This is a genomic window from Pseudomonas sp. CAM1A (assembly GCF_047501685.1).
Taxonomy (GTDB): domain Bacteria; phylum Pseudomonadota; class Gammaproteobacteria; order Pseudomonadales; family Pseudomonadaceae; genus Aquipseudomonas.
Genome location: NZ_JBFNXP010000009.1, coordinates 120,901 through 146,121 on the forward strand (window position 1 = coordinate 120,901; position 25,221 = coordinate 146,121).

31 protein-coding genes are annotated in these 25,221 nt (G+C 67.0%); 26 read left to right on the forward strand and 5 right to left on the reverse strand.

Going from position 1 to position 25,221, the window contains the following annotated elements:
- Nucleotides 1-47: 47 nt before the first annotated feature.
- On the forward strand, nt 48-959 hold the full coding sequence (locus ABZO33_RS20215) for a LysR family transcriptional regulator (RefSeq protein ID WP_414537453.1): 912 nt from the start codon (nt 48-50) through the stop codon (nt 957-959).
- Here ABZO33_RS20215 and ABZO33_RS20220 read toward each other — a convergent pair.
- Complete coding sequence (locus ABZO33_RS20220) at nt 908-2,125, reverse strand: MFS transporter (RefSeq protein WP_414537454.1); 1,218 nt, start codon at nt 2,123-2,125, stop codon at nt 908-910. The genes ABZO33_RS20215 and ABZO33_RS20220 overlap by 52 nt on opposite strands.
- 145 nt (nt 2,126-2,270) lie before the next feature.
- Between ABZO33_RS20220 and ABZO33_RS20225 the strand changes: the two genes are divergently transcribed.
- From ABZO33_RS20225 to ABZO33_RS20325, 21 genes are all read left to right on the forward strand, one after another.
- Nucleotides 2,271-3,206 carry a LysR substrate-binding domain-containing protein gene (locus tag ABZO33_RS20225; RefSeq protein ID WP_414537455.1) on the forward strand — a complete coding sequence of 312 codons (936 nt, stop codon included), beginning with the start codon at nt 2,271-2,273 and terminating at the stop codon, nt 3,204-3,206.
- A gap of 48 nt (nt 3,207-3,254) precedes the next feature.
- Nucleotides 3,255-3,761, forward strand: a complete 507-nt coding sequence (locus ABZO33_RS20230) for an AAA family ATPase (protein ID WP_414537456.1) — start codon at nt 3,255-3,257, stop codon at nt 3,759-3,761.
- A 702-nt stretch (nt 3,762-4,463) separates the two neighbouring features.
- Nucleotides 4,464-6,443 (forward strand): cytochrome D1 domain-containing protein, encoded by a 1,980-nt coding sequence (locus tag ABZO33_RS20235; protein WP_414537602.1) that lies wholly within the window; start codon nt 4,464-4,466, stop codon nt 6,441-6,443.
- Nucleotides 6,440-7,093: an SCO family protein gene (locus ABZO33_RS20240; RefSeq protein WP_414537457.1), complete on the forward strand. Its 654-nt coding sequence runs from the start codon at nt 6,440-6,442 to the stop codon at nt 7,091-7,093. The genes ABZO33_RS20235 and ABZO33_RS20240 overlap by 4 nt, the downstream gene beginning before the upstream one ends.
- The gene (locus ABZO33_RS20245; protein WP_414537458.1) at nt 7,090-7,746 is read left to right on the forward strand and encodes an SCO family protein; all 657 of its coding nucleotides are present in this window, start codon (nt 7,090-7,092) and stop codon (nt 7,744-7,746) included. The genes ABZO33_RS20240 and ABZO33_RS20245 overlap by 4 nt, the downstream gene beginning before the upstream one ends.
- A 28-nt stretch (nt 7,747-7,774) precedes the next feature.
- The gene (locus ABZO33_RS20250) at nt 7,775-9,262 is read left to right on the forward strand and encodes an ABC transporter substrate-binding protein (protein ID WP_414537603.1); all 1,488 of its coding nucleotides are present in this window, start codon (nt 7,775-7,777) and stop codon (nt 9,260-9,262) included.
- Nucleotides 9,263-9,281: 19 nt separating this feature from the next.
- On the forward strand, nt 9,282-9,923 hold the full coding sequence (locus tag ABZO33_RS20255; RefSeq protein ID WP_414537459.1) for a SurA N-terminal domain-containing protein: 642 nt from the start codon (nt 9,282-9,284) through the stop codon (nt 9,921-9,923).
- 239 nt (nt 9,924-10,162) lie between these two features.
- A complete protein-coding gene (locus ABZO33_RS20260; protein ID WP_023631301.1) occupies nt 10,163-10,696 on the forward strand; it encodes a response regulator in 534 nt (177 codons plus the stop codon).
- 54 nt (nt 10,697-10,750) lie between these two features.
- Nucleotides 10,751-12,469, forward strand: coding sequence for a GspE/PulE family protein (locus tag ABZO33_RS20265; RefSeq protein WP_414537460.1), 1,719 nt, complete (start codon nt 10,751-10,753; stop codon nt 12,467-12,469).
- On the forward strand, nt 12,450-13,232 hold the full coding sequence (locus ABZO33_RS20270; RefSeq protein ID WP_414537461.1) for a hypothetical protein: 783 nt from the start codon (nt 12,450-12,452) through the stop codon (nt 13,230-13,232). The genes ABZO33_RS20265 and ABZO33_RS20270 overlap by 20 nt, the downstream gene beginning before the upstream one ends.
- Nucleotide 13,233: 1 nt before the next feature.
- On the forward strand, nt 13,234-13,776 hold the full coding sequence (locus tag ABZO33_RS20275; protein WP_414537462.1) for a pilus assembly protein: 543 nt from the start codon (nt 13,234-13,236) through the stop codon (nt 13,774-13,776).
- Nucleotides 13,763-14,314, forward strand: a complete 552-nt coding sequence (pilO, locus tag ABZO33_RS20280; protein WP_414537463.1) for a type 4a pilus biogenesis protein PilO — start codon at nt 13,763-13,765, stop codon at nt 14,312-14,314. Before ABZO33_RS20275 ends, pilO begins: the two co-directional genes overlap by 14 nt.
- Nucleotides 14,314-14,817: a hypothetical protein gene (locus tag ABZO33_RS20285; RefSeq protein WP_414537464.1), complete on the forward strand. Its 504-nt coding sequence runs from the start codon at nt 14,314-14,316 to the stop codon at nt 14,815-14,817. The genes pilO and ABZO33_RS20285 overlap by 1 nt, the downstream gene beginning before the upstream one ends.
- Nucleotides 14,814-16,691, forward strand: a complete 1,878-nt coding sequence (locus ABZO33_RS20290) for a secretin N-terminal domain-containing protein (RefSeq protein ID WP_414537465.1) — start codon at nt 14,814-14,816, stop codon at nt 16,689-16,691. The genes ABZO33_RS20285 and ABZO33_RS20290 overlap by 4 nt, the downstream gene beginning before the upstream one ends.
- Nucleotides 16,688-17,161 (forward strand): type II secretion system protein, encoded by a 474-nt coding sequence (locus ABZO33_RS20295; protein WP_046855689.1) that lies wholly within the window; start codon nt 16,688-16,690, stop codon nt 17,159-17,161. The genes ABZO33_RS20290 and ABZO33_RS20295 overlap by 4 nt, the downstream gene beginning before the upstream one ends.
- Before the next feature lie 5 nt (nt 17,162-17,166).
- Nucleotides 17,167-17,541, forward strand: a complete 375-nt coding sequence (locus ABZO33_RS20300) for a type II secretion system protein (protein ID WP_414537466.1) — start codon at nt 17,167-17,169, stop codon at nt 17,539-17,541.
- Nucleotides 17,516-18,037 carry a type II secretion system protein gene (locus ABZO33_RS20305; protein ID WP_414537467.1) on the forward strand — a complete coding sequence of 174 codons (522 nt, stop codon included), beginning with the start codon at nt 17,516-17,518 and terminating at the stop codon, nt 18,035-18,037. The genes ABZO33_RS20300 and ABZO33_RS20305 overlap by 26 nt, the downstream gene beginning before the upstream one ends.
- On the forward strand, nt 18,034-18,429 hold the full coding sequence (gene csgE / locus ABZO33_RS20310) for a curli production assembly/transport protein CsgE (protein WP_102685112.1): 396 nt from the start codon (nt 18,034-18,036) through the stop codon (nt 18,427-18,429). Before ABZO33_RS20305 ends, csgE begins: the two co-directional genes overlap by 4 nt.
- The gene (locus ABZO33_RS20315; protein ID WP_414537468.1) at nt 18,426-18,845 is read left to right on the forward strand and encodes a curli assembly protein CsgF; all 420 of its coding nucleotides are present in this window, start codon (nt 18,426-18,428) and stop codon (nt 18,843-18,845) included. Before csgE ends, ABZO33_RS20315 begins: the two co-directional genes overlap by 4 nt.
- Before the next feature lie 33 nt (nt 18,846-18,878).
- Entirely contained in the window at nt 18,879-19,730 is an 852-nt protein-coding gene (locus ABZO33_RS20320) for a CsgG/HfaB family protein (protein ID WP_414537469.1), read from the forward strand.
- A 112-nt stretch (nt 19,731-19,842) separates the two neighbouring features.
- Complete coding sequence (locus ABZO33_RS20325) at nt 19,843-20,010, forward strand: DUF6021 family protein (RefSeq protein WP_177410828.1); 168 nt, start codon at nt 19,843-19,845, stop codon at nt 20,008-20,010.
- A 1-nt stretch (nt 20,011) separates the two neighbouring features.
- Here ABZO33_RS20325 and ABZO33_RS20330 read toward each other — a convergent pair whose 3' ends face one another.
- Complete coding sequence (locus ABZO33_RS20330; protein ID WP_414537470.1) at nt 20,012-20,395, reverse strand: winged helix-turn-helix transcriptional regulator; 384 nt, start codon at nt 20,393-20,395, stop codon at nt 20,012-20,014.
- A gap of 129 nt (nt 20,396-20,524) precedes the next feature.
- On the opposite strand from ABZO33_RS20330, the gene ABZO33_RS20335 reads away from it, so the two are divergent.
- Complete coding sequence (locus tag ABZO33_RS20335; protein ID WP_414537471.1) at nt 20,525-21,079, forward strand: ester cyclase; 555 nt, start codon at nt 20,525-20,527, stop codon at nt 21,077-21,079.
- A 136-nt stretch (nt 21,080-21,215) separates the two neighbouring features.
- On the opposite strand, the gene ABZO33_RS20340 is transcribed toward ABZO33_RS20335, so the two are convergent.
- On the reverse strand, nt 21,216-22,190 hold the full coding sequence (locus ABZO33_RS20340; protein ID WP_414537472.1) for a polysaccharide deacetylase family protein: 975 nt from the start codon (nt 22,188-22,190) through the stop codon (nt 21,216-21,218).
- Between the two features lie 103 nt (nt 22,191-22,293).
- Here ABZO33_RS20340 and ABZO33_RS20345 point away from each other — a divergent pair, with 103 nt between their 5' ends.
- On the forward strand, nt 22,294-23,172 hold the full coding sequence (locus tag ABZO33_RS20345; RefSeq protein WP_414537473.1) for a LysR family transcriptional regulator: 879 nt from the start codon (nt 22,294-22,296) through the stop codon (nt 23,170-23,172).
- A gap of 48 nt (nt 23,173-23,220) precedes the next feature.
- Here the strand turns inward: ABZO33_RS20345 and ABZO33_RS20350 are convergent, their stop codons facing one another.
- Nucleotides 23,221-23,472 (reverse strand): hypothetical protein, encoded by a 252-nt coding sequence (locus tag ABZO33_RS20350; RefSeq protein WP_367858516.1) that lies wholly within the window; start codon nt 23,470-23,472, stop codon nt 23,221-23,223.
- A gap of 28 nt (nt 23,473-23,500) precedes the next feature.
- Nucleotides 23,501-24,001, reverse strand: a complete 501-nt coding sequence (locus ABZO33_RS20355) for a DUF4142 domain-containing protein (protein WP_414537474.1) — start codon at nt 23,999-24,001, stop codon at nt 23,501-23,503.
- 145 nt (nt 24,002-24,146) lie between these two features.
- On the opposite strand from ABZO33_RS20355, the gene ABZO33_RS20360 reads away from it, so the two are divergent.
- Both ABZO33_RS20360 and xth read left to right on the forward strand, forming a co-directional pair.
- Nucleotides 24,147-24,389, forward strand: coding sequence for a hypothetical protein (locus ABZO33_RS20360; protein WP_414537475.1), 243 nt, complete (start codon nt 24,147-24,149; stop codon nt 24,387-24,389).
- Nucleotides 24,386-25,180 carry an exodeoxyribonuclease III gene (gene xth, locus ABZO33_RS20365; protein WP_414537476.1) on the forward strand — a complete coding sequence of 265 codons (795 nt, stop codon included), beginning with the start codon at nt 24,386-24,388 and terminating at the stop codon, nt 25,178-25,180. The genes ABZO33_RS20360 and xth overlap by 4 nt, the downstream gene beginning before the upstream one ends.
- Nucleotides 25,181-25,221 lie beyond the last annotated feature (41 nt).

Here is a 25,221-nt window from a genome sequence, read left to right on the forward strand (position 1 = left end):
TACCCTGCATATTGTTGAAATGAATAGATTGAATTGCAGGTATTGCCATGCATGATTCCTTGCGAAGTCTGGACCTGAACCTGCTGGTTACCCTCGACGCGTTGCTCGCCGAGCTCAACGTCACCCGCGCCGCCGAACGCCTGCACCTCGCCCAGCCGACGGTCAGCGTGCAGCTGGCACGATTGCGTGATGCGCTGGGCGATCCGTTGCTGTTGCCGGGTGCCCGCGGCATGCGCCCGACTGCCCGCGCCCTGGCGCTTCGTGAGCCGTTGAGCCAGGCCCTGGAAGCGCTGCGCCTGGCCATCGCCGCCGAGCGGCCATTCGACCCGTCCCAGGCACAACTGACCTGGCGGGTGGCCGCGACCGATTACACCGAAGCGACCATCTTGCGCCCTGCGCTGGGCCCGCTGCGTGCGGCCGCCCCCGGCACGCGCCTGGTCATTGTCGACATGAACCCGCCGACACTGGCGCGCAAGGCCGAGCAGGGCGAGCTGGACCTGGCTTTCCACATCGCCATCGATGCGCCGCCCGGTTTGCGCCAGCGCCCGTTGTTCGCTGACCGCTACGTGCTGGCCGGGCGCGCCGATCATCCGCGACTCAGGCGCAGGCCGACGCTCAAGCAGTTCTGCGCGCTGGAGCATGTGATCGTTTCGCCCGACGGCGGTGGCTTCAGCGGCCCCACCGACGACGCCCTGGCCAAACAGGGCCTGGCGCGCAACGTGGTGCTGTCGGTACCGCGTTTCTCGGGTCTTGCGGCCATGCTGGTCGATAGCGACCTGGTGGCCATGCTGCCGCAGCGCCTGGTGGCCGGGAACCCGGCCCTCGCGGTGGTGGAGGCACCCCTGGCGGTGCCGGGCTTCGAGATGCTGATGCTGTGGCCGGAGCGGGTGCACCGCGATCCTGCGCATCAGTGGTTGCGCGAGCATCTGGCCCGGGAGGTATCGATCGCGTTGCGATAGGCGCAGGGCGCGGCCAGCATCGCCGCGAGCGAGGCCAGTACGCCGATCAGGAATACCGCGGGTACCCCTTCCTGGCGGGCGAGCAAACCGGCCAGCGGCGCCGCCAGGCCGATGGAAATATCGAAGCAGGCGTCATACAAACCAATGGCCAGTCCCAGGCTGTGCAATGGCACCGCACGCAGCGCCACCAATGCCAGCAAGGGATAGATCATCGACACGCCGAAGCCGCTCAGTACCGCCCCGAGCATCGCCTGGGCGGGGCTCGCCGCCAGCCACAACAGCAACTGGCCGATGGCCTCGATGGCCAGCATCGACAAGGCCATGCCCGGCCCCCCGGTGCTGTCCACCCGAGTGCCGAACAACAGGCGGGCGCAGACGTAACCCGCACCGAAGGCGGCGAGGGCATAGCCGGCGCCGCTCCACTGATGGTGCGCGTAGGTGAGCGTGATGAACGACGAGACCGACACATAGCCCACGGTCGCCAGCGCGAACACCAGACCGGGGCGCCAGATCCGAGCCAGCAGCGCCGCCAGGGGCATCGATGCGCCCGGTGTGTGGACGAGGCGGGCCGCCGGCGTGCGCAGTGCAATCAGCAGGCCGAGCAGCGGAATGATCGCCGTCACCGCCGACACCCAGGCAAAGCTTGCGACTTCACCCAGCTGCGCTGCCACCGCCGCGCCGCAGGCAATACCGGCGAACATTGCGATACCAATCCAGGACAGCGCCTTGCCGGCCTGCTCTGCGCCGAACAGAGCGATCGGCCAGGTGCTGCCACCGGTAAACAGCAGGCTCTGGGCAAAGCCCATGGCGATCCGCCCGGTGATGATGGCTGCCAGACTGGCCGCAGGGGCATCCTGCAGTTGCGCGGCCACCAGGTAGCAGAGGCCGGAGGCCGCGCTGCCCAGCAGGCCCATAACCACCGCCCGTTTCGGGCCGCGACGGTCGGCAGCGGTCCCGGCGAAATGACGGGTGAGCAGGGTGGCCAGCGACTCGACGCCCATTACACACCCCACCACGAGCATGCCGTAGCCCAGCTGCCCATGGACCCACAGCGGCACGCTGGCCAGCGGCATGCCCATGGTCATCAGGCCGAGGAACACCGCAGTGGCCACCGGTAGCAAGCGGCCGGTGGCAGTGTGCTGTGCTGGTTGCGTTTCAATTGTCATGATCCAGGTCCCTGGGAAGGTGAAAGGAGGGCAGGCAGGCGCTTGGGGCCACCTTGCTTTTGCCGTAGCCTATTGGAGAACCCAGGATCGATCTGGGCGATAAATTCCGCAGGTAGCGGAATTTTCGTCATCAATGGAGTGGCTGATGTACGCATCCGAACGGTTGAAGGGAATCGACGTCTTTGTCGCGGTGGCCGAGATGGGCAGCTTCAGCGCCGCCGCCGAGCGCCTTAGTCTCAGTGGCTCGGCGGTGAGCAAGGGGGTGGCGCGGCTGGAGGCGCGCCTGGGCGCGCGATTGTTCAACCGCACCACCCGCAGGTTGTCGCTGACCGAGGCGGGGGTGCTGTTCTACAAGACCTGCACCGGCGTGCTGGCTGATCTGGAAGAGGCCGAGCAAGCTATCTTCGCCGAAAGCGATGCGCCTCATGGCAAGGTACGGATCGACCTGCCAGCCGCCTTTGGCCGACTGCATGTGCTGCCGCTGATCGTGGCGTTCACTCAGGCCCATCCGCGGTTGCAGCCGCATGTATCGTTTTCCGACCGCTACATCGATCCGGTGCAGGAGGGCGTAGACATTCTTGTGCGAATCGGCGGCGGGCAAGCCTGGCCCGCGGCTCTGGGGCACCAGTATTTCGGTGCCCAGCGCCTGGCGTTCTGCGCCTCGCCCGACTACCTGACGCGGCATGGCACGCCACAGGACGAGCAAGCCCTGGAGCGCCACCTGTGCATCGGCTATGGCGAGGCTACAGGCCTGGTCACGCCGTGGTACCTGGGCGGCGGCCTGCCGGGCGAGGTCAGGCAGCGGATTGTCCAGCCACACCTGGCCATCGGCGATGGCGAAGGCATGCTTGGCGCGGTCCTGGCGGGCCTGGGCATCGGCCAGCTGCCGACCTGGCTGACCCGGAGTCATATCGAGCGTGGCACGCTGGTCGAGGTGTTGCCGCAGCTCACCTCACAGGGGTTGCCGATGAACCTGGTTTGGCTGAAAAGGCGAGAAGGGTTGCCCAAGGTCCGGACGTTGCTCGATTACCTGTTGCCCCGGCTCACTGCCGAGGGCAGCCTCGGGGAGCCCAGGCAGTGATTCGACAGGGGCTTGGTCGCTCGGCATCCACTCATTCAAGGACAGTCAATGCTCATCGTCTTCAGCGGCTTGCCCGGTACCGGGAAAAGCACCATCGCCAAGCACCTGGCCGCAAGGTTCGGTGCGGTCTATCTACGTATCGACACCCTCGAGCAAGCCCTTCGACGTTCCGGCGAGCTGGCCGGGGAGGTCGGGCGTAGCGGCTACCTGGTGGCCTTTGAACTGGCACTCGACAACCTGCGACTTGGTCGCACGGTGATCGCCGACTGTGTCAATCCCGTGGCCGAGAGCCGGGCGGCGTGGCGCGATGTAGCGACACGGGCAGGCGTTCGGTTGGTGGATGTCCTGGTGATTTGTTCCGATAAGGTGGAGCACCGGCGCAGAGTAGAGCGCCGTGAGGTCGATATTCCGGGCTTGACGCCTCCGATCTGGGCGTCGGTGGTGAATCATGAGTACGAGTCGTGGGAAGAGGAGCCGTTTACAGTCGACACTGCCTTGATCTCTTCGGAGGAGGCTGCACGGCTGATCGGTGAATGGTGTGTTTGCGGCGGATGAGTGTGGAGAGTCGAGGGTCCTGTGTATGTCTTCATCAGTGGTGAATTAGAAATAATTACATACTACGTGGTACGTAATTTGGTTGTCCGGAGACAGAGAGCGCGTGATGGGCACTAAGTGTTCGCCTGAACCCTTGCAGCGCCTATGAGACCGAGCGCCGCCCGCGCGGCGCATCGCGGATGAATCCGCTCCTACATTCGTTGCAACGTACCGAACCTGTCAGGCCAGGGTTGCCAGCCTTGGCACAGGGCTTGAGACAGGTGGGGCGGCAGCAATGCCCTTCGAGAAATCGCGTCAAACGCACAAGGCTAACAACCATGGCCTATCAGGCATGGCCACGTTGCAACAGATGTAGGAGCGGATTCATCCGCGATGCGCCGCGCGGGCGGCGCTCGGTCCCGAGAGCGCTGCAAAACTGTCGTCTTACATCTGGCTGCCCTGACGCGGTCATTCCCACCCTGAAACATCAGACTTAACCGGTCTCCCGGCTCTATGCTGGTACTGGCCTGAAAGAGGGGGCGCAAAGCGCCCCCGTGTTTGGGGCAGCCTCCCCATTACCTTCCACTTGTTTCTCCAACACGCTGATTCAAAACAATTTTATTGATGGCATAACGCTTGCTTCCACCCTCCACAGAACCCGTGAGTCCTGTGGAGGTGCAGCATGTTCATCCCCCTCGAAGGCGCTACCCCATGCGTGCCGGCATGAATCGCAAGCTGCGCCCAGCCTACCTGGGCCTGCTGCTGGGCACCGCGCTGATCGGCTTCGGCGTCGCCTACGAAAAACTCTGGTGCGACCCTCGCGAGCTGCTGCAGGAGTCTGCCGACCCCCAGGCCTTGCACACGCTCAGCCGCGACGGCGTCACCGTGGAGTTCGAGGCGCGGCCCCTGGCCGGCGGTGAACTGCGCGAGGGCGACTTTGCCAATATCCGTTTCAAGGTCAGCGACCAGAGCAGTGGCCAGCCGCTGTCGGGCATGGCCCCGGGCGCCTGGCTCGACCCCGCGCAGTCGGCGCCGGTCGGTGACCGCGACAGCAGCTGCAAGGCGCGCGTGGCGCTGTTTCTCAAGAGCAGCATCGGCGCTCGCCCTTTGCTCGACCTGAACAGCTACTTCCTGCTGGTACTGAACAAGGACGCCAGCCTGACGGTGATCGACCCGACCGTGTCGGTGGGCGGGGTCACCAGCACCCTGGCGCGCATCGACCTTCCGGGGCGGCCCATGGACTGGGTGGCCACCGGCGATGACAAGCAGGTGTTCGTGTCCATGCCCGAGCGCAACCAGGTGGCCTTGATCGACACCGAGACGTTTACCCGCGTGGCCACCCTCGACGCTGGCGAGCAGCCGCTGCGGGTGGCGCTGCAACCGGACCAGCGCCTGCTGTGGGTGGGCAACAACAGCCATGACCCGGCCAAGGGTGGGGTGACGGTGATCGATGTGCCCAGCCGCACCACGCTCAAGTCGTTCGCCACCGGCTCCGGCCACCACGAAATCGCCTTCAGCGCCGACTCGCGCTTCGCCTTCGTCAGCAACCGCGACGGCGGCACCCTGAGCGTGATCGACACTGCGCAGATGCGCCTGGTGAAGACCCTCGAGGTTGGCCCGCACCCGTTGTCGGTGGCCTATTCGCCGCTGTCGCAGGCGGTGTACGTGGTCGATGGCCAGGAGGGCACGGTGCGGGTGATCGACGCCCGCAGCCACACCCAGCGCCACACGGTCAAGGCCGAGCAGGGCCTGGGGCCGATGCGCTTCAGCCAGGATGGTCGTTACGGTGTGGTGCTCAACACCCTGGAGAACCAGGCGCTGGTGATCGATGCCAGTACCGACCAGTTGCTCCATCGCATCCCGGTGGCCGCCGAGCCATACCAGCTGACCTTCACCAAGGCCTACGCCTACGTGCGTGGGCTGGCTTCGCCGAAGGTGAGCATGATCAACCTGGCAAGCCTCGGCCAGGGGCGCGAGCCAATTGTCCAGGGTTTCGAGGCTGGCCCGGCGGCGCCGCGCCAGGCCGGCGACCTGCCATTGGCCCAGGGGGTGAGCATTTCCCGCGACGACAATGCGGTGTTCGTGGTCAACCCGGTGGACAACACCACCTACTTCTATGCCGAGGGCATGAACGCGCCGATGTCGGGCTACAACAACCGCGGCCACCAAGCCCGCGCCGCGCTGGTCATCGACCGCAGCCTGCGCGAGCTGGCGCCCGGCGTGTACGGCTCGACAGTGAAGCTGCCGGCCGCCGGCACCTTTGACGTGGCATTCCTGCTCAACCAGCCGCAGATCATCCACTGCTTCAGCACCGAGGTCGCGGCGTTGCCACAGTCGGGCGTGCCCAAGCGTGCCCACGCCGAGTTCATCGGTACCGACCAGCCGCTGCTGCAGCACACTCCGTACCTGGCCCGGGTGCGCATCCTCGGCGAGGACGGCAAGCCGCGCCTTGGGCTTGGCGACCTGAGCCTGCGCTATTTCCTCGCGCCCTCGTCGCTGCCGCGCAACGTGGCGCTGGTCGAGGTGGGCGAGGGGCTCTACCAGGCGCCGCTGGAACTGGCCGAGGCCGGCGCCTGGTACCTGCACGTGCAGTCGCCGAGCCTCGGGCGGGCCTTCACCGAAGAAAACTACACCAGCCTGCGCGTCCTGCCGGCCGCCGAGGCGCCCACCGCTTCCCAAGGGGAACCCAGGAGTGTGCGATGAAAAGTCTGCAGGGTGGAAAACTGCTTGGCCTGAGCCTGCTGCTGGCCAGCAACCTGGCGCTGGCCCACGCCGGCCACGATCACGGCGGCACGCCCGAGCAACCGCCGGCCGCTCACCAGGAGAAAGCCAGCGTGCGCTTCGCCGATGTGGCGCTGCTCGACCAGGATGGCATGCCGGTGCGCCTGGAAAAGGACCTGGTGGGCGATCACCTGGTGGTCATGGGCTTCATCTACACCAGCTGTACCACGGTGTGCCCGGTGGTCTCGTCGATCATGAGCAAGGTCCAGCAGCAGCTGGGCGGGCGGGTGGGCGAGGAGATCCGCCTGGTGTCGATCAGCGTCGATCCACAGCGTGACGATTCCAGGCGCCTGGCCGGCTACGCCCGGGCATTCCAGCACGGGCCGGGGTGGAGCTGGCTGACCGGTTCGCCCTACGCCATCAGCGAAACGCTCAAGGGGCTCGGCAGCTTCAGCGCCAACCTCAGCGAACACCCGCCGTTGATCCTGGTGGGTGACGGGCGCAGCGGCCACTGGACGCGTTTCTACGGCTTCACCGACCCCAACGTGCTGATCGGCGAGGTCAACCGCCTGAGCGCGCGCCGGGTGCATGCCAAGAGCACGGCCATCGCCGGCCAGGAGGTACAGCCATGAGCGCCCACACTTCCCGCCATGCCAGCATGCGCAGCCTCGACTGGCTGGTACTCGGCGCCTGCCTGTGGATCCTCGCCTCGGTGGCGTTCGCCCACGAGGGCCACGCGCCGACGCCACAACCGGCGCCGCAGACCATGAGCAGCGGCGCTGGCACCCGTGATGCACAGACCTGGTTCACCGACACCGTGCTCAAGGACCAGGACGGCCGCGAGCTGCGCTTCTACAGCGATGTGCTCAAGGACAAGGTGGTGATGCTCAACGTGATCTTCACCCACTGCAACGATGCCTGCCCGCTGATCACCCGCAAGTTGCGCGAGGTGCGCGAGGCCATGGGCCCGGCACTGGCGGCGCAGGTGACGTTCGTGTCGCTGAGCAGCGACCCTCTGAACGACACGCCAGAGGTACTCAAGGCGTTTGCGCAGAAGCAGGGAGTCGATGGGCCAAACTGGCTGTTCCTGACCGGCGACAAGGCCAGCGTCGACCTGGTGCTGGGGCGGTTGGGTCAGTTCCTGCCCAGCCCCGAGCAGCACTCGACGCAGTTGATTGCCGGTGACGTGGCGGGCAAGCGCTGGAGCAAGATCCGCCCCGACGCGCCACCCGCTGCGATCGCCCAGCGCATGCAACTGCTGGCACAGCCGTTGGCGGGGCGCTGACATCATGAGCGCCGCTGCCAAGTGGGTCATGCTCATGTTGTGGGGGTGCCTGTGCGGGGCGGTGCAACTGAGCGAACAGGAACTCGCCGGCAAACGCCTCTACCGCGAAGGCGTCTCCAGCAGCGACGCCCAGTTGCTGGCCCGGGTCGGCCCCGGCGACATGAGTGTGCCGGCCAGCGTGTTGCCCTGCGCCGGTTGCCACGGCAACGACGGGCGCGGCCGCAGCGAAGGCGGAGTGCGCCCGCCGAGCCTGGACTGGCAACGCCTGGCCCTTGGCCCTGGCTATCGCGAGGCCAACAACCGGCGCTACCCGGCCTACACCGATGCCAGCCTGGCGCGGGTCATCCGCAGCGGCACCGACCCCGCCGGCAATCGCCTCGACCCGGCGATGCCACGCTTCGACCTGAGCCTGGCCGACCAACGCAACCTTGCCGCCTACCTCAAGCGCCTGGGCGAGGACCGCGACCCCGGCGTGGAGGAGGGCACCTTGCGCCTCGGTACCTTGCTGCCCGAGCAGGGGCCGCTGGCCGAGGCCGGGCGAACGGTGCGGGCAGTGCTGGAGGATGGCGTCGCGCAGTTGAACCAGCAGGGAGGCATCCATGGACGACGCCTGCAACTGGTCGCGCTGGACCCAGGGCAGGACCCGGCCAGCACCGCACAGGCACTGGACACGCTGATGCAACGAGAGCGGGTGTTCGCCCTGGTCGCGCCCCTGGCGCCACTGCTCGATAGCCGTCAGCTGGAACAGGCCGGCCTGCCGCTGATCGGTGCCACGCCACGTAGCGGTGGCAACGCGCAGGTGTTCGATCCCTTGCCGAGCGTGCCCGGGCAATTGCTCAGCGTGGCGCTGCATGCCCGCGATGCCCTTGGCCTGGCGCCCGCTGCCTTGCGGGTGGTGTATGCCGGCGCAGGGCAGGCCGATGCGGCGCAGGCAGTACAGCAGCGTTTGCATCAATTGGGGTTGGCCACCGCTGCGCCCGTGGCGTTCACGGGCCAGGCCCCGGACGGCGAGGGTATCCTCTTCCTCGGCCACGCCCAGGCCTTCACCGAGCTGGCGTCGAGCCTGCAGGCGAGCGGGCGCGACCCGTACCTGTTCGCCGCGTCGGGGCAGGTGGCCGGCGCCGTGCCGGGGTTGCCACCATCATGGTCGCGGCGGGTGCTGCTGGCCTATCCCTTCGTACCCGGCGACTGGACCGCGCAAGGCCGGGCGACCCTTGCCGGGGTGCAGTTGCGCCAGGGGCTGGAGCCGCGCCAGGCGTCGTTGCAGGTCAGTACCCTGTGCGCCTGGCAGTTGTTGGTCGAAGCCTTGAAGCAGATCGGGCGCGACGCCAGCCGTGAGCAGCTGTTGATCGCCCTGGAGCAGTTGCATGACATCGATACCGGCTTCACGCCGTTGCTGGGTTTCGGCCCCGGACGCCGCCAAGGCATGACAGGTGCCCATGTGGTGGAGGTAAGCCTGCCGGGCCCCGGTTTCATTGAAGTGGCACCGTACCGAGCGCTGCCGGACAGCCCTTGAGACTCAGGAGAAGATCACCATGCGCACCCTGATTGCCTGCCTGTTGTCGCTGCTCGCCCTGGCCAGCCACGCCGACACCCCGGCGGCGCGGGTCAATGGCGTGGAGATCGGGGTGCTGCGCCTGGAGCGCTACTTCAGCGAATACCTCCAGGCCCAGGGGCGGGCGGTGGCGAGCATCCGCAACCCCAACCTTTACCAGCGTCTGCGCGCGCAGGCCCTGGATGAACTGATCGACAAGGAACTGCTCTGGCAGGAGGCCCAGCGCCAGGGCATCGACATCAGCGATGCGCAGGTGACGGCGCGGGTCGGCGAGGTTGAGGCGGCCTTCGGCAGCCCCGCGGTGTTCGAGCAGCGCCTGGCGCAGGCCGGCTTCGATCGGGCAGGCTTCGCTGACTACACTCGACATGAGATGGCCGCCCAGCAGGTTTTCGCCCGGCTGAGTGCGATCGAAGAACCCAGCAGCGCCGAAGTTGCAGCCTTCCATCAAGCCAACTGGCATAGACTGCAAGGAATGCAGAACCAAAGTGATAATACTTCTGTCCTACCAGAACAAGGCCTGCGCCTGGCCAGGGATGCGCTCGTCGCGCAACTGCAGGGTCAGGCCCGGCAAGCCGTGCGCCAACGTTTGCGTGATTCCGCTACAGTGGAGCGCGCCGACTGAAGGGCGGGCAGGGCGTTCCCCATTGTTGGGGGAAACGCTACCGGGCAATGTGCCATCATCTTCCCCGGATATGGGGAACGGCCAGCCTGCAAGCTCTGAGGTGACAGACAAGCTTCAACGATATCAACGACTTGAAAGCGGTAAGCACTGATTTTTCATGCCTGGCACGAAGCCTGCTCAAGCCTCTACAAGGCCGCACTTCGCAGACCGGGGAACCGGGCAGTTCATGGGAGTGGACCTTGGTGAACAGAGTATTGGTAGTCGATGACGAACAGACCCTTGCGCAGAACCTGCAAGCTTATCTGCAGGCGCAAGGCCTGGAGGTCCATCTCGCCCACGACGGTGCCACGGGTATCGAAGAGGCCGAGAGACAGGCACCGGACGTGATCGTGCTGGATTACCGCTTGCCCGACATGGAGGGGTTTCAGGTCCTGGAGACCGTGCGCAGGAACAGGCAATGCCATTTCGTGCTGATCACCGCCCACCCGACCGCCGAGGTCCGTGAGCGGGCTGCCGAACTGGGCGTGACCCATGTCCTGTTCAAGCCGTTCCCGCTGATGGAACTGGCCCGCGCCGTCTTCGACCTGATGGGCATCGAGCGCCAGCGCAGAAGCACCGACCAGCCGGCCGAAGGGTACGTCGAACGACGCCAGAACAGGAACGAGTCGTTCCCCTTGCAGTTGTACGATGGCAGCTGGGTCCTGGCCGACCGCCGACGCAATGGCGGCAAGCCCACCGAACCTGACGACGAACAACTGCTCACCGGGGAATAGCGGCGCCCAAGGCCCCCAAGCCCGCGGCGCCGCCCCTGAGCGGAGTCGCAGGCCATGTCCCAGGCATTTGATGCAAGCAGTAAAGGCCTCGTCGCCGGCAATCCGGAACAGGCGCCCCTTTATCTTCCATACCCCCGCGATCTCCTGGCCCAGGCCCGCCAGCAAGCCGGCCATGAGCGCCTTCTGGCCTGCCTGGAACACCTGTCCAGCGACACCCCGGCCACCTTCACCCAGCGCCTGGCCACCACCCTGCATTACCCGGTGCTTGCCACCCAGGCGCTGTTCGCCTGCGCCCCGGCGTTCGACCGGGTCAGCCTGGCGCAGTGCCTGAAACACGAATTCGCCCTGGTCGAACACGACGGCGAGCGGGTCGGTGTGTTCGCCGACCCCTTCGACAGCGCCCGCCTGGCCTGGATCGACGACTGCCTGCAGGGCGCGCCGCTGTACCTGGCCCACGCCGCCGACCTCGCCGCGTTCCTGGCCCGCCACGAGGAAAGTTTCCACGCCGTCGATGCCCTCGGCCACGAGGCTGAACCTGGCAGCGAGGCCGACCCGCTGCAGCGCCTGTCGCTGACCAGCATCAGCGAAGACCAGAGCCGCGTGGTCAAGCTGGTCAACTCCACCCTGTACGACGCCCTCAAGCTGCACGCCAGCGACATCCACCTGGGGATGACTGGCCAGGGCCTGACCATCAAGTACCGTATCGACGGCGTGCTCAACGCTGCCGGCAAGGCCAGCGGCAGCGCCTTCGCCGAACAGGTGATCTCGCGGATCAAGGTGATGGCCGAGCTGGACATCGGCGAGAAACGCGTGCCCCAGGACGGTCGCTTCAAGGTGGCCATCGGCGAGCGGCAGATCGATTTCCGCGTCTCGATCATGCCGAGCATCTTCGGCGAGGACGCGGTGCTGCGGGTGCTGGACAAGCAGGACCTGTCCGACCAGGTCAGCGGCGTGCAGCTGCAGGCCCTGGGCTTCGAGGCGCACACCTTGCAGGCCCTGCGCCGGCTGGCCGCCGAGCCCTACGGCATGATCCTGGTCACCGGCCCCACCGGCAGCGGCAAGACCACCACCCTCTACGCCATGCTCAGCGAGATCAACCATGGCATGGACAAGATCATCACCATCGAAGACCCGGTCGAGTACCAGTTGCCCGGCGTGCTGCAGATCCCGGTCAACGAGAAGAAGGGCCTGACCTTCGCCCGTGGCCTGCGCTCGATCCTGCGCCACGACCCGGACAAGATCCTGGTCGGCGAGATCCGCGACCCGGATACCGCGCAGATCGCCGTGCAGTCGGCGCTCACCGGGCATCTGGTGTTCACCACCATCCACGCCAACAACGTGTTCGACGTGATCGGCCGCTTCAGCCAGATGCAGGTCGATCCCTACAGCTTCGTCTCGGCGCTCAATGCCGTGCTGGCCCAGCGCCTGGTGCGCCTGGCCTGCCCGCACTGCGCGCAGGCCTGCGAACCGGACGACGACTTGCTGGCCGCCTCGGGCCTGGCCCGTGACGCGGTGGCCGACTGGCGCTTCGTGCGCGCCCAGGGCTGCGGCCAGTGCCGTGGCAGCGGCTACCGCGGGCGCAGCGCGATTGCCGAACTGCTGCACCTGGACGACGACCTGCGGCAGATGATCGTCGAACGTCGCCCGCTTTCGCAGATCAAGCAGCTGGCCTGCCAACGCGGCCTGCGCCTGCTGCGCGCTTCGGCCGTGGACCTGGTCCGCGATGGCCGCACCACACTCGAGGAGATCAACCGTGTCACATTTATCGCCTGATCGGTATTGCGCGGTGCTGGGCGCCGAGGGTGTCGGCCTGGGCCATTGGCACGGCCGGCAGCATCAATGGCTGGGCAGCCGCGCGTTTGCCTGCGACGCCGCCCAGCCGGCCTGGGCCCCGGCCTTGCAAGCCCTGGCCGGGCTGCTGGGTGAGCATCCGGCACGCGGCGCGCAGTTGCGCGTGCTGCTCTCGGCCCGCTACAGCCGCTTCTGCCTGGTGCCCTGGAGCGATGCCATCGGTACCCCGCGCGAACTCGACGCCTACGCCCGGGCCTGCTTCGAGAACCTTTACGGGCAGCCTCTGGATGACTGGCGCATCGTTCTTTCGCCGGAGCCGGCCGGTGCCGCGCGCATCGCCACCGCACTGCCCGAGGCACTGCTCCAGGGCTTGCAGGCCCTGGGGCGGGAAAGCCGCCTGAGCCTGCGCTCGGTGCAGCCGTACCTGATGGCCGCCTACAACCGCTGTTCGGCGCAACTGGCCCAAGGCGACTTCCTCTTCGTACTGGCCGAGCCGCGCCGCAGCGTGCTGCTGCTGGCCTCCGGCGGTGCCTGGCAGCAGGTGCTGGCCCAGGGCTGCGCCGACAACGACCAGGCCCTGCAGGCGCTGATCGAGCGCACCTGCGAACTGTATGGCGAGCAATTGCCTCGGGTGTACCTGCACGCCCCGGGGCGCACGGCAGCCTCGCAACTGGCCGCGGTGCAGCTGTGCGCCGCCAGCGCCGAATCCGATCCGTTGTGCGCCATGTGGCGGGCGGTGGCCTGACATGCGCCGCCTCGACCTGGAATTCCAACCCCGCCACAGCAGCCCCCTGGCCTGGTCGTTGCTCGCCCTCGGCGGCGCCGTGCTGGCCGTGCTGGTGCTGGCCCAGCAGCAACTGGTGAGCGAGCAGGTGCACCTGGAAGGCCGCGTGCACCAACTCGAACTCAAGCTCGGCCGGCGCCCGGCCACCGCCGCGGTGCAGAGCAACGCGGTGATCCGCGAGCAGACCGAGCGCCTGGCGCAGATGCGCAGCGTCTCGCAGCAGTTGCAGCGGCCATGGCAGCAGCTGTTCGCCATGCTCGAAGTGATGCCGCAGGAAGACGTGGCACTGCTCAGCCTGACCCCCGATGCCCGCAAAGGCCAGGTACGCATCAGTGCCGAGGCGCGCAACCTCGAGGCCATGCTGCAGTACCACCAGCGCCTGGAGCGCAGCGCCGAGCTGTCGGACGTGTCGCTGCTCAACCACGAGGTGGTGGCCGGGCAGGTCGAGCATCCGGTGCGCTTCAACCTCACCGCCACCTGGGAGACCGGCCATGCGCGCCCGTAGCCTGATTGTCCATGAAGCGCTGCGGCGCCTGGGCCGGGCAGGGCTGGCCGCGGTGCTGGTCGGCGGCCTGGCCCTGGCGGTCGCCCTGGCCGGGGTGCTGCCCCACTGGCAGGCGGTGCGCGAACTGCGTGCCAGCGAGGCCGATGCCAGTGCCCAGGTGCAGCGCCTGGCGCGTGGCGAGCTCAAGGTGCAGGCCAAGCCCGAGCAGCAGGCGCTGGACGACCTGCGTCAGCAGCTGCCCGGCCAGCCCCAGGCCAGCGAGCTGATCGAGCGCCTGTACCACCTGGCCAGTGCCGAGCGCATCAGCCTGGCCCGTGGCGAGTACGCCCTGGGCGTGGACCCGAAGACCCAGCTGGCGCGCTACCAGATCGTCCTGCCGGTGCGCGGCAGCTACCCGCAGATCCGTGGCTTCCTCAAGGCGCTGCTTGGCCAGTTACCGACGCTGGTACTGGAAGACCTGGAACTGCAACGCAAGCGGATCGGTGACCGGGAACTGACCGGTCGTGTGCGCATGACCCTTTACCTGTCGAGGTCGTGATGAACACTCAGCGTGCGGTGATGTGGGCCGGGTTCCTGGGGTTGAGCGCGGCGCTGGCGTGGGCGCCGGGGCATTGGTTTGGCGTGGAGGAAGAGGAGGTTGGCCCGATCGCGGGGCAAGCCCGCTCCCACGCAGCACCCACGGCCCCAGTGGGAGCGGCCTTGCCCCGCGATGAAGGCAAAAGCCCTTCACGCGACCTGTTCCCCAGCCAGCAATGGACCCCACCCCAGGCCCTGGCCAGCGTCACCGAGCAACCCGTGGTCACTATCCCGGAGCCCGCCGCACCTACCGCCCCGACGCTGCCGTTTCGTTTCATCGGTCGCATGGGTGAGCGCGACGACCTGCAGATCTTCCTGCAGAGCGGCGAAAAGCTCTACGTCGTGCGCCAGGGCGATGTGATCGACGACACCTACCGTCTGGACCGCGTCTCGGCCACCGAGCTGAGCCTGGTCTACCTGCCACTGCATCAGCCACAGACCCTGTCTGTCGGGAGCGCACCATGAAACCGTCGAAGTTGTGCAAGCCTGCGCCGTTCGTGCTCCTGGCCCTGTGCGTGGCCATTGCCGGATGCGGCTCGAGCGCCGCGCGCAAGGACAGTCAGGAACTGATCAAGGAAGGCCAGTACGAGGCCGGTATCGCTCGCCTGGAGGAGGCCCTGCGCGAAGATCCGCGCGACACCGAGCTGAACATCGCCCTGGCCCACGGCCGCCAGGCCGCGGTCGAGGCGCTGCTGACCCAGGCCGACAGCGACCGCGTGCGCCATGACTTCGCCGGCGCGCGCATGGGCTACGGCCGGGTGCTGTCCCTCGAGCCGAACAACCGCCGCGCCCAGGAGGGCATCCGCCAGCTGGAGCTGATCCGCACCCTCGACGACCGTGTCGCCCTTGGCCAGGCTGCATTGCGCCAGGGCGACCTGTTCGGCGCCGAGCGCTACATGCGCGAGGTGCTGCGCCTCGACCCGCAGAACCAGAAGGGCCAGATGCTGCGCAGCGACATCGAGAACGTCCAGGCCCGTACCGCCACGCCGTACCCGCAACTGCGCAGCAAGCTGGAGCGCCCGGTCACCCTGGAGTTTCGCGATGCCGACCTGAAGACCATCTTCGAGGTGCTGGCCCAGGTCGCCGGGATCAACTTCATCTTCGACAAGGACCTGCGCCCGGACATGAAAGCCACCATCTTCGTGCGTGAGGTGCGCATCGAGGACGCCGTGGCCCTGCTGCTGGAGCAGAATCAGCTGCGCCAGAAGATCGTCAACGACAACACCTTGCTGCTCTACCCGGATTCGCCGCAGAAGACCAAGGACTACCAGGAACTGGTCATGCGCACCTTCTACCTGACCAGCATCGACGCCAACACCGCGTTGAACATGGTCAAGACCATGCTCAAGACCCGCGACGTATTCGTCGACGAGCGCCTCAACACCCTGACCATGCGCGACACCCCCGACGCCGTGCGCATGGCCGAGAAGCTGCTGCAGTCCCAGGACCAGTCCAACCCCGAGGTGGTGCTGGAAGTTGAGGTGATGGAAGTGGCCACCTCGCGCATCCTCGACCTCGGCCTGCAATGGCCCAACACCTTCGGCGTGCTGACCAGCGACGGCAAGTCGGTCAGCGTGCTCGACCAGCTGCGTGGCATCGATTCCAGCCGCATCAGCATCTCGCCGGCGCCGCAAGCCAAGATCAATGCCCAGGACAAGGACATCAACACCCTGGCAAGCCCCGTGATCCGGGTCAGCAACCGCGAGCAGGCGCGCATCCACATCGGCCAGCGGGTGCCGATCATCAGCGCCACCTCGGTGCCCTCGACCCAAGGCCCGGTGATCACCGAAAGCGTCACCTACCTGGATGTCGGTCTCAAGCTCGAAGTGCAGCCCACCGTGCACCTGAACAACGAGGTGGCGATCAAGGTGGCCCTGGAAGTGAGCAACGCCACGCCCCTGGAGGCCACCCGCCAGGGCACCATTCCGGTCCAGGTCGATACCCGCAACGCCCAGACCAGCTTGCGCCTGCACGATGGCGAGACCCAGGTGCTGGCCGGCCTGGTGCGCAACGATCACAACGCCAGCGGCAACAAGATCCCGGGGCTGGGCGACATTCCCGGCCTGGGCCGGCTGTTTGGTAGCAACAAGGACGACATGAGCAAGTCCGAACTGGTGCTGGCGATCACCCCGCGCATCGTGCGCAACCTGCCGTACCAGAGCCCGTCGGACATGGAGTTCGCCACCGGCACCGAATCGGCCCTGCAGGTGCGCCAGCTGGCGCAACCGGCGCCGGCCAGCGCGCTGCCGGCCGATGCTCCGGTTGACGAGCCGGCCGCGGCGCCGCTGGTCGAGGGGCAGATGGCCGTGGTGCCTGCCGCCGCGAGGCCACGGCCATGACACGCCGCCAGCAGGGTTTCAGCCTGATCGAGGTGGTGCTGACCCTGGCGCTGCTCGGCTTGCTCGCCAGCATGGCCGCGCCCCTGACCGAGACCGTGGTGCGCCGGGGCAAGGAGCAGCAGCTGCGCGAGGCGCTGTACCAGATCCGCGACGCCATCGACGCCTACAAGCGCGCCTTCGACGCCGGCTACATCGAGAAGCGCCTGAACGCCAGCGGTTATCCGCCGAGCCTGCAGGTGCTGGTGGACGGCGTGCGCGATGTGCGCAGCGCCAAGGGTGCGAAGTTCTACTTCCTGCGGCGCATCCCCCACGACCCGCTGCGCGCCGCCAAGGACGACGACCAGGGTGGCTGGGGCCTGCGCGCCTACGACAGCGCGGCCGACAGCCCACGCGAAGGCGAGGACGTGTTCGACGTGTATTCCAAGGCCAGCGGCAAGGGCCTGAACAACGTGCCCTACGGGCAATGGTGACGGCGATGAAAGCGAGCAGAGGCTTCACCCTCATCGAACTGCTGGTGGTGATGGCGATCATTGCCACCCTGATGACCATCGCCATGCCGCGCTACTTCAACAGCCTGGAGGCCTCCCGCGAGGCCACCCTGCGCCAGAGCCTCTCGGTGCTGCGCGAGGCGCTGGATCACTACTACGGCGACACCGGGCACTACCCCGACTCGATCGACCAACTGGTGGAGCAGCGCTACCTGCGCAACACCCCGGTCGATCCGATCACCGAGCGGCGCGATGCCTGGCAGCTGGTGCCGCCGCCCGAGGGCGTGGCCGGCGCGGTGGCCGACATCAAGAGCGGAGCAACCGGGAGGGCGCGCGATGGCAGCCTCTATGCCGAATGGTGAAGCCGGCTTCACCTACCTGGGTGTGCTGCTGCTGATCGCCGTCAGCAGCGTGGCCCTGGCGGCCACCGGCACCCTGTGGGCCACCAGCCTGCAGCGCGAGCACGAGCGCCAGCTGCTGTGGGTGGGCGGCCAGTACGCGCAGGCCCTGCGCAGCTACTACCGCGCCTCGCCGGGCCTGGCCCAGTACCCGCAGGACCTCGGTGAGCTGGTGGAAGACAACCGTTTCCCGTCGCCGCAGCGCCACCTGCGCAGGCTTTATCCCGACCCTGTCGGCGGCGGCGAGGAATGGGGCTTGCTGCGCGCGGTCGATGGCCGCATCACCGGGGTGTATAGCCGCTCCGACGCCGCGCCGCTCAAGCGCAGCGGCTTCGACGCCCAGTGGAGCGCCTTCGAGGGGCTGGAGCACTACAGCGACTGGCAGTTCGTCGCCGAGCAGGCCTTTGCCGAGAGCGCCGGCGGCGCCCGCCAGCACGCAGGTCCGGGAGTGGCGCCATGAAACGCCTGGCCGCTCGAGTGTGCCTGTGCCTGGCCTTGTTGCATGGCCAGGCACAGGCCGGAGCCGAGGACGAGATGATGGGCTTCATCGTCGACAACACCATCTCGCACATCGGCCACGACTTCTACCACGCCTTCAGCGACCGGCTGCGCGCCACCAGCCGGCTGGATTTCAACCTGGTGGTGCGCGAACGCCCGGATGCCCGCTGGGGCAGCCTGGTGACGGTGGAGTACGAACGCGAGGTGCTGTACCGGCGCTTCCTGCCGCCCAACACCACGCAACTCAACGACGAGGCCATCGCGGCCGCCGACCTGGTCCGCCAGCAGATCATCCAGCGCAAATTGCAACGGCTGCTGCAGGACACAACCGATCTGGAGAGGGACGAGCTATGAGCAACCACCTTGCACGACGCATCGCCGCCTGCCTGCTGGCCGCCGGCCTCGGTGGCCAGGCCCTGGCCACCGAGCTGGTGTACACCCCGGTCAACCCGTCCTTCGGCGGCAACCCGATCAATGGCGCCTGGCTGTTGAACAACGCCCAGGCGCAGAACGACTACGACGACCCCGACCTCAAGGACCGCAGCTCGGCATTCGCCGGCACCTCGGCCCTGGAGCGCTTCAGCAACCAGCTCGAGTCGCGCCTGCTCGGGCAGTTGCTGGACAACATCAGCAACGGCAACACCGGCAGCATGTCCACCGACGCCTTCCTGATCGACGTGATCGACGATTCCGGGGCGCTGAGCATCAAGGTCACCGACCGGGCCACCGGAGAAATTTCGATCATCGAGGTCAGCGGCCTGAACCCCTGAGAGGGACGGGTCTTTTACTGGGGAGAGAACGCCATGAAACGCCTGCTGAGCACACTGCTGATCGTCGCCGCGCTGGCTGGCCTGCAAGGCTGCGGCCTGCGCGAGCCGATGCCCGCCGAACAAGACGCCGAGACCCCGACGCTGACGCCGCGGGCCTCGACCTACTACGACCTGGTCAACATGCCCCGGCCCCGCGGCCGGCTGATGGCGGTGGTGTACGGCTTCCGCGACCAGACCGGGCAGTACAAGCCGACCCCGGCCAGTTCGTTCTCCACCAGCGTCACCCAGGGGGCGGCGAGCATGCTGATGGACGCGCTCAACGCCAGTGGCTGGTTCGTGGTGCTGGAGCGCGAGGGCCTGCAGAACCTGCTGACCGAGCGCAAGATCATCCGCGCCTCGCAGAAGAAGCCTGACGTTGCCGAGAACATCCAGGGCGAGCTGCCGCCGTTGCAGGCCGCCAACCTGATGCTCGAGGGCGGCATCATCGCCTACGACACCAACGTGCGCAGCGGCGGCGAGGGCGCCCGCTACCTGGGCATCGGCCTGTCCCGCGAGTACCGGGTCGACCAGGTCACGGTCAACCTGCGGGCGGTGGACGTACGCACCGGGCAGGTGCTGGCCAACGTGATGACCAGCAAGACCATCTACTCGGTCGGGCAGAACGCCGGGGTGTTCAAGTTCATCGAGTTCAAGAAGCTGCTCGAAGCCGAGGTCGGCTACACCACCAACGAGCCGGCGCAGTTGTGCGTGCTGTCGGCCATCGAAGCCGCGGTGGGCCACCTGCTGGCCCAGGGCATCGAGCGGCGGTTGTGGCAGGTGGCCGGGGAAGGGACGGGGGACAAGGCGGTGCTGGACAAGTACCTGAGCCAGTATCAGCAGCAGTAGCGACCCACGGGGGCACGTGGTCCGCCGATGCCCCCTGCAGTCGGCGTTCAAGGCAAATCAAACTTTGCAGCCGTGGCGGCATCTCCAGGTAATGCAACCAGGAGAAATCACCATGTCAGATCCACGCCATTCGCCGGCCAAGCAGGGCCCGCACTCATCCGAGCAGGCCACCGAGCCCGACGACCTCGGCTTCGACCCGGACTCGCCGGATGTCGATGATCCGCAGGTTGATCCCCAGGGGCCGGCGAAGCCACCGAGGGATGTCGAAAAAGAGGGCTGAATCATTCGCCGCATTGGTCGTACAGCTGGCGCGCCTGAACAATCGCCGGCATGTTCGCCTCCGCCCACTGCGCCAGCTGCTCCACCGTCCCGCCCAGGGTCGCACCCAGCTCGGTGAGGGCGTAGTCGACGGTGGGCGGTACCGTCGGATACACCTGGCGCTCCACCAGGCCGTCGCGTTCGAGCCGCTTCAGGGTTTGCGACAGCACCTTCTGCGAGACGCCGGCGATATCCCGGCGCAGCTGGTTGAAACGCACCCGCTCGCCGGCGCTGAGGCGGTCGATGAGCAGCAGCACCCATTTGTCGGCGAGGCGGTCGAGCACCAGGCGGGCGGGGCAGTTCGGGGCGAATACGTCGTAGGCGGGGCATTCGCGGTAATGGGCCATGGGTTACTCCAAGGTAATCAGGTGAGTGAAAAGTGCCTTCTTGAGCGCCTGGGCGGGACTGGTTAGGCTTTTGTCCATGGTTTGCGGCCGCGCCATACCCTCCTGTTGAACGCACTGAAGGAAACTGAGATGAACACCGAACCCAAGGCTTCGGCGCTGCGTGCTGGCCGCTGGATCACCCTGCTGCTGTTGAGCGCGGCGGCCAATCCGGGCAATGCCGGCGAGCTGGTGGCCCCGGCCACCCTGGTCGTGGACCAGAGCCTGCCCAAGGCCCAGCTGGAGCAGCAGATCCTCGCCGCCCGCCGCTACGACACCTTCTGGAACACCGGCGACGAGGCCATGGCCCGCGCCGCGCTGGCCGCCGACTTTCGCGACAACACCCTGCCACCGGGACGGCCACAGGGCGTGGAAGGGCCATTGACCGCTTCCAGGGCATTCCGCGCAGCGGTGCCGGACCTGCGCTGCGAGGTACTGCAGATGATCGTCGCCGGCGACCGGGTCACCGCGGCGCTGCGTTTCACCGGGCACTTCAGCGGCAAGCTGGGCGAGCACCAAGGGCAGGGCCAGGCCATCGATTTCATCGCCATGGATATCTACCGTGTCGCCGAGGGCCGGATCGCCGAGGACTGGCATCTGGAGGACAACCTTGCATTCATGCGCCAGGCGGGGTTGGTTGGGCGCTGAACACCCGGACTCGCCTTGATCCAGGGTTGTCAGGACTGGCCTCATCGCCGGCTAGCCGGCTCCCACAGGTACAGAGCATGCGCGGTCGGTGTGGGAGCCGGCTGGCCGGCGAAAGGGCGTAAAGCGCCCCTTGCGGTCAGTCGAACACACGCGGCGGATTGACCGGCGTATCGGCCTGGGCCAGGGCCCAACGGGCAATCTCGTCCTTGCGCATGAACGCCACGCCGGCATGGCTGCGGGCATAGGCGAAGAACTGATCCAGCGCGCGCACCACGGTAGGGGTGCCGCCGATGCGGTCATGCGCCGACAGCGACATCAGCCGGCGCCGTTGGCGGCCTTCGGCATAGAGCACGTCGAACTCGTCCTTGAGCTCCTGCAACAGCGCGGCGCCGGTCATCGCCGTGGACCCGGCGATGCGGCCGATGTCGTTGTTGCGCAGGGTGTAGGGCACCACCGCGAACGGCTTGCCGCGCACCGGGGTGATCGAGGGCTCGTCGCGGGCCAGGTCGTCGATGTGGTAGAGAAAGCCGAGGTCCTGGAGGATGTTCAGGGTCTCGCGGGAGTGGCGCATCCAGAAGGCGTTGAAACCCACCGGGCGTTGGCCGGTGACGCGCTCGATGATGGCGCTGGCCTGCTCGTACTGGCGACGCTCTTCTGCCGGCGTCAGGCTGTACTGCGGCGCCCAGTGCAGGCCGTGCCCGGCGGCTTCGTGGCCGCGGCGGACCACCTCGGCGGCGAGCTCCGGGTAGGCTTGCACAGCCTTGCCGACCATGTGCGAGGTGACCTTGATGCCATGGCGGTCGAACAGCGCGAGCAGGCGCGGCACGCCTTCCAGCGGGCCATAGCGGTACCAGCTGGGGGCGATGGTGTCGGGGTACCGTGGGTCCAGCGGCGGGAAGGGGCTTTCGGCGTGTTCCGGCTGGCCACCGGACTCGAATTGCAACGACACGGAAATCACCAGCTGCGCGCCATTGGGCCAGAACCCCTTGCCATCGGCGCTTTCGGGCGGCGCCGCGGTGCTGCTGCCCGGCTCTTTCGCCAGTACTGCGCCCGCCGCGACGGCGATGCCGCCGGCGAGGGTGCCTTTCATGAAATCTCTTCTGCTGGTCATCGGCTTGCTCCTGTGCGGTGTCGATGCCGGGCAGTGTAATTAGCGAGGAAATCACCAATAATCAGGCGAAAGCCAAAATCATATTTCGGAAAAATCGAAAAGCATGCTGGATCACCTGGCGTTGTTCCTGACCATCATCGAAAAAGGCAGCCTGTCGGCGGCGGGCCGCGAGCGCGGGTTGTCACCGGCCACGGTGTCCGAGCGCCTGGCGGCGCTGGAGGCGCACTACGGGGTGGCGCTGCTGACCCGCAGCACCCGGTCGCTGAGCCTCACCGACGCTGGCCGGCAACTCGCCGAGGGCGCACGGCGCCTGCTGGCCGAGGCCGACGAGTTGGAAAGCCGGCTCAGAGACGGCCAGCAGAAGATCTCCGGGTTGGTGCGCCTGAGTGCGCCGGTGGACCTCGGCCAGCACTGCATCGTGCCGCTGCTCGACCGCTTCCTGGCCGAGCATCCGCAAGTCTCGATCGACCTGGACCTGACCGATGGCTACGTCGATCTGGTGGGACAGGGCATCGACTTCGCCATCCGCTACGGCACCTTGGCCGACAGTTCCCTGCGCGCACGGCCCCTGGGTGACAATCGCCGGGTGGTGTGCGCCGCGCCTGACTACCTGCGCCGCCACGGCACGCCCCTGCACCCGGACGATTTGGCCCGCCACGATTGCATCGTCATGCGGTTCGGCATCCACGCCGAACGGGTCTGGCCATTTCGCCTGGACGGCATGGCCTACCCGGTGAGCGTGCGCGGGCGGCGGGTCGCCAACAACGGCGAGCAGGTGCGCCGCTGGGCGCTGGACGGGCACGGGCTGTGCCTGAAATCGCTGCGCGATGTGCGCGACGACCTCGACAACGGCCGACTGGTCGAAGTACTGGAAGGCTTCAGCGCCGGGCAGGTGGCCCTGCAGATCGTCTACCCGCCGACACGGGTGCAGCCACAGCGGGTGCGGGCGTTGATGGAGGCGATCATCGAAGACCTGCGCTAGCGCGCCCCGTGGCAGCTGGCCGAGCCATTGCCACAGGGCAGACCGGCATCAGCCTTCGGCTTGTCTGGCGGCCTCGACACCGGCGGACGACAGCTTGATCGGGTAGTTGACGCTGAGCGTGTGGCCGGCTTCGACATTCACGCTGCCGTCGTGGATCAAGCCTTGCTCCTGCAGGGTCTTGAGCATGCCGGCCACGGCTTTCTCGCCGCGGTAGTTGTCCAGCACTTCCTTGCCCAAGCCTTGCGGGTGGGCGTGCAACAGACGGGTCAGGACTTCCGAACGCAGTGCATCATTGCTCATGGGAGCCTCGCTTTGTCAGTGGGCCGGGTTACTGGCCGTGCTTGGCCTGCAGTTCCTTGGCATGCTTCAGGTGCTCTTCGAGCTTGGGCAAGGTTGCGCTGGCGAAGGCCTTGAGCTCGGCCTTGTCGGACGATGCGGCCTCTTTCTTGAACAGTTCCACGGCTTTCTCGTGGGCCTCGACCTGGTTGTTGACGTAGGAACGGTCGAACGACTCGTCGCGCCACTCCAGGATCATCTTCTTGACCTTGTCGGTCAGCGCCGCTTCATCCGGCACGCTGATGTCCAGTGTACGGGCGATGTCGCCGAGCTTCTGGTTGGCCTGGGTGTGATCGGTGACCATCTGCTGGGCGAAGGTCTTGATTTGCGGGTCCTTGCTCTTGTCCATCGCCAGCTTGCCGGTCACCACTTCGGCGATGCCGGCCTCGGTGGCGGCGTCGACGAAATCGTCCGACGAGGCGGCCATGGCCTGTAGCGATGCCATGGCCAGCACCATGGAAAACCCGACCCGCTTGAGGAACAGATTGCTCATGTGTGACTCCTTATCCGTTGGCGCGACGTCAGTGTCGCGTACGGTTGAGGGCCGGCGGCGGGCAAAGGTTTAATTTTTCTGCGCGGTTTGAACCGATGGCGGCGGGCAGCGCTCACACCTTCAAAGGTGGCAGAGGAGCCCGACCATGAGCATCGAACGCAGCATTCCCGAACTCGAGGCCTGGTACGCCCAGTACGACGATGCCAGCTATCGCCGCGAATCGCCCGACGCCTATCACCATGAACTGCTGCGCACGGCCGAGGCGCTGCGCGATGATGGCGCGATCGACTGGGACGACTGGCTCAAGCTCAAGGAGCTGGCCGACCAGGCCCACCTGGGGGCACTGGAGGACGCGGTGCAGGCCCGCGTGGACGATCCCGACGCATGAAAGCGCTGAAGATCGCCACGTTCAATGTCAACGGCATCCGCAGCCGGCTCGACAACCTGCTGGCCTGGCTGGCGCGTGAGCAGCCCGACATCGTCTGCCTGCAGGAGCTCAAGGCCAGCGACGCGCAGTTTCCCGGTGAGGCCATCGGGGCGGCCGGTTACGGCTGCCTGCACTTCGGCCAGGCGTCATGGAACGGAGTCGCCATCCTCGCCCGCGGCAGCCAGCCCCTGGAGGTGCGCCGCGGCTTGCCGGGCATGGAGGACGACAGCCAGAGCCGTTACATCGAGGCGGCGGTGCATGGCGTGCAGGTGGCCTGCCTGTACCTGCCCAACGGCAACCCGCAGCCGGGCCCCAAGTTCGCCTACAAGCTGCGCTGGTTCGAACGCCTGATCGCCCATGCCGACACGCTGCGCGGTGCCGATCATCCGGTGTTGCTGGCGGGAGACTTCAACGTGGTGCCCACCGACCAGGACATCTACAACCCGAAATCGTGGCTCAAGGACGCGCTGCTGCAGCCCGAGTCACGCGCCTGCTACCAGCGCCTGCTGGAGCAGGGCTGGAACGATGCGTTGCGGCAGCTGTACCCGCACGAGCGGGTGTACACCTTCTGGGACTATTTCCGTAACCACTGGCCACGCAACGCCGGGCTGCGCATCGATCACCTGCTGCTCAACCCGGCCCTGGCACCTTACCTGAAGGACGCCGGGGTCGACGCCTGGGTGCGCAACGAGGCGCACGCCAGCGACCATGCGCCGGTGTGGATCCGCCTCGGCACACGCAAGCGGCGCTGAACTATAGTCATTGGCGGCCAAGGGTCGATGACAAGGGACTT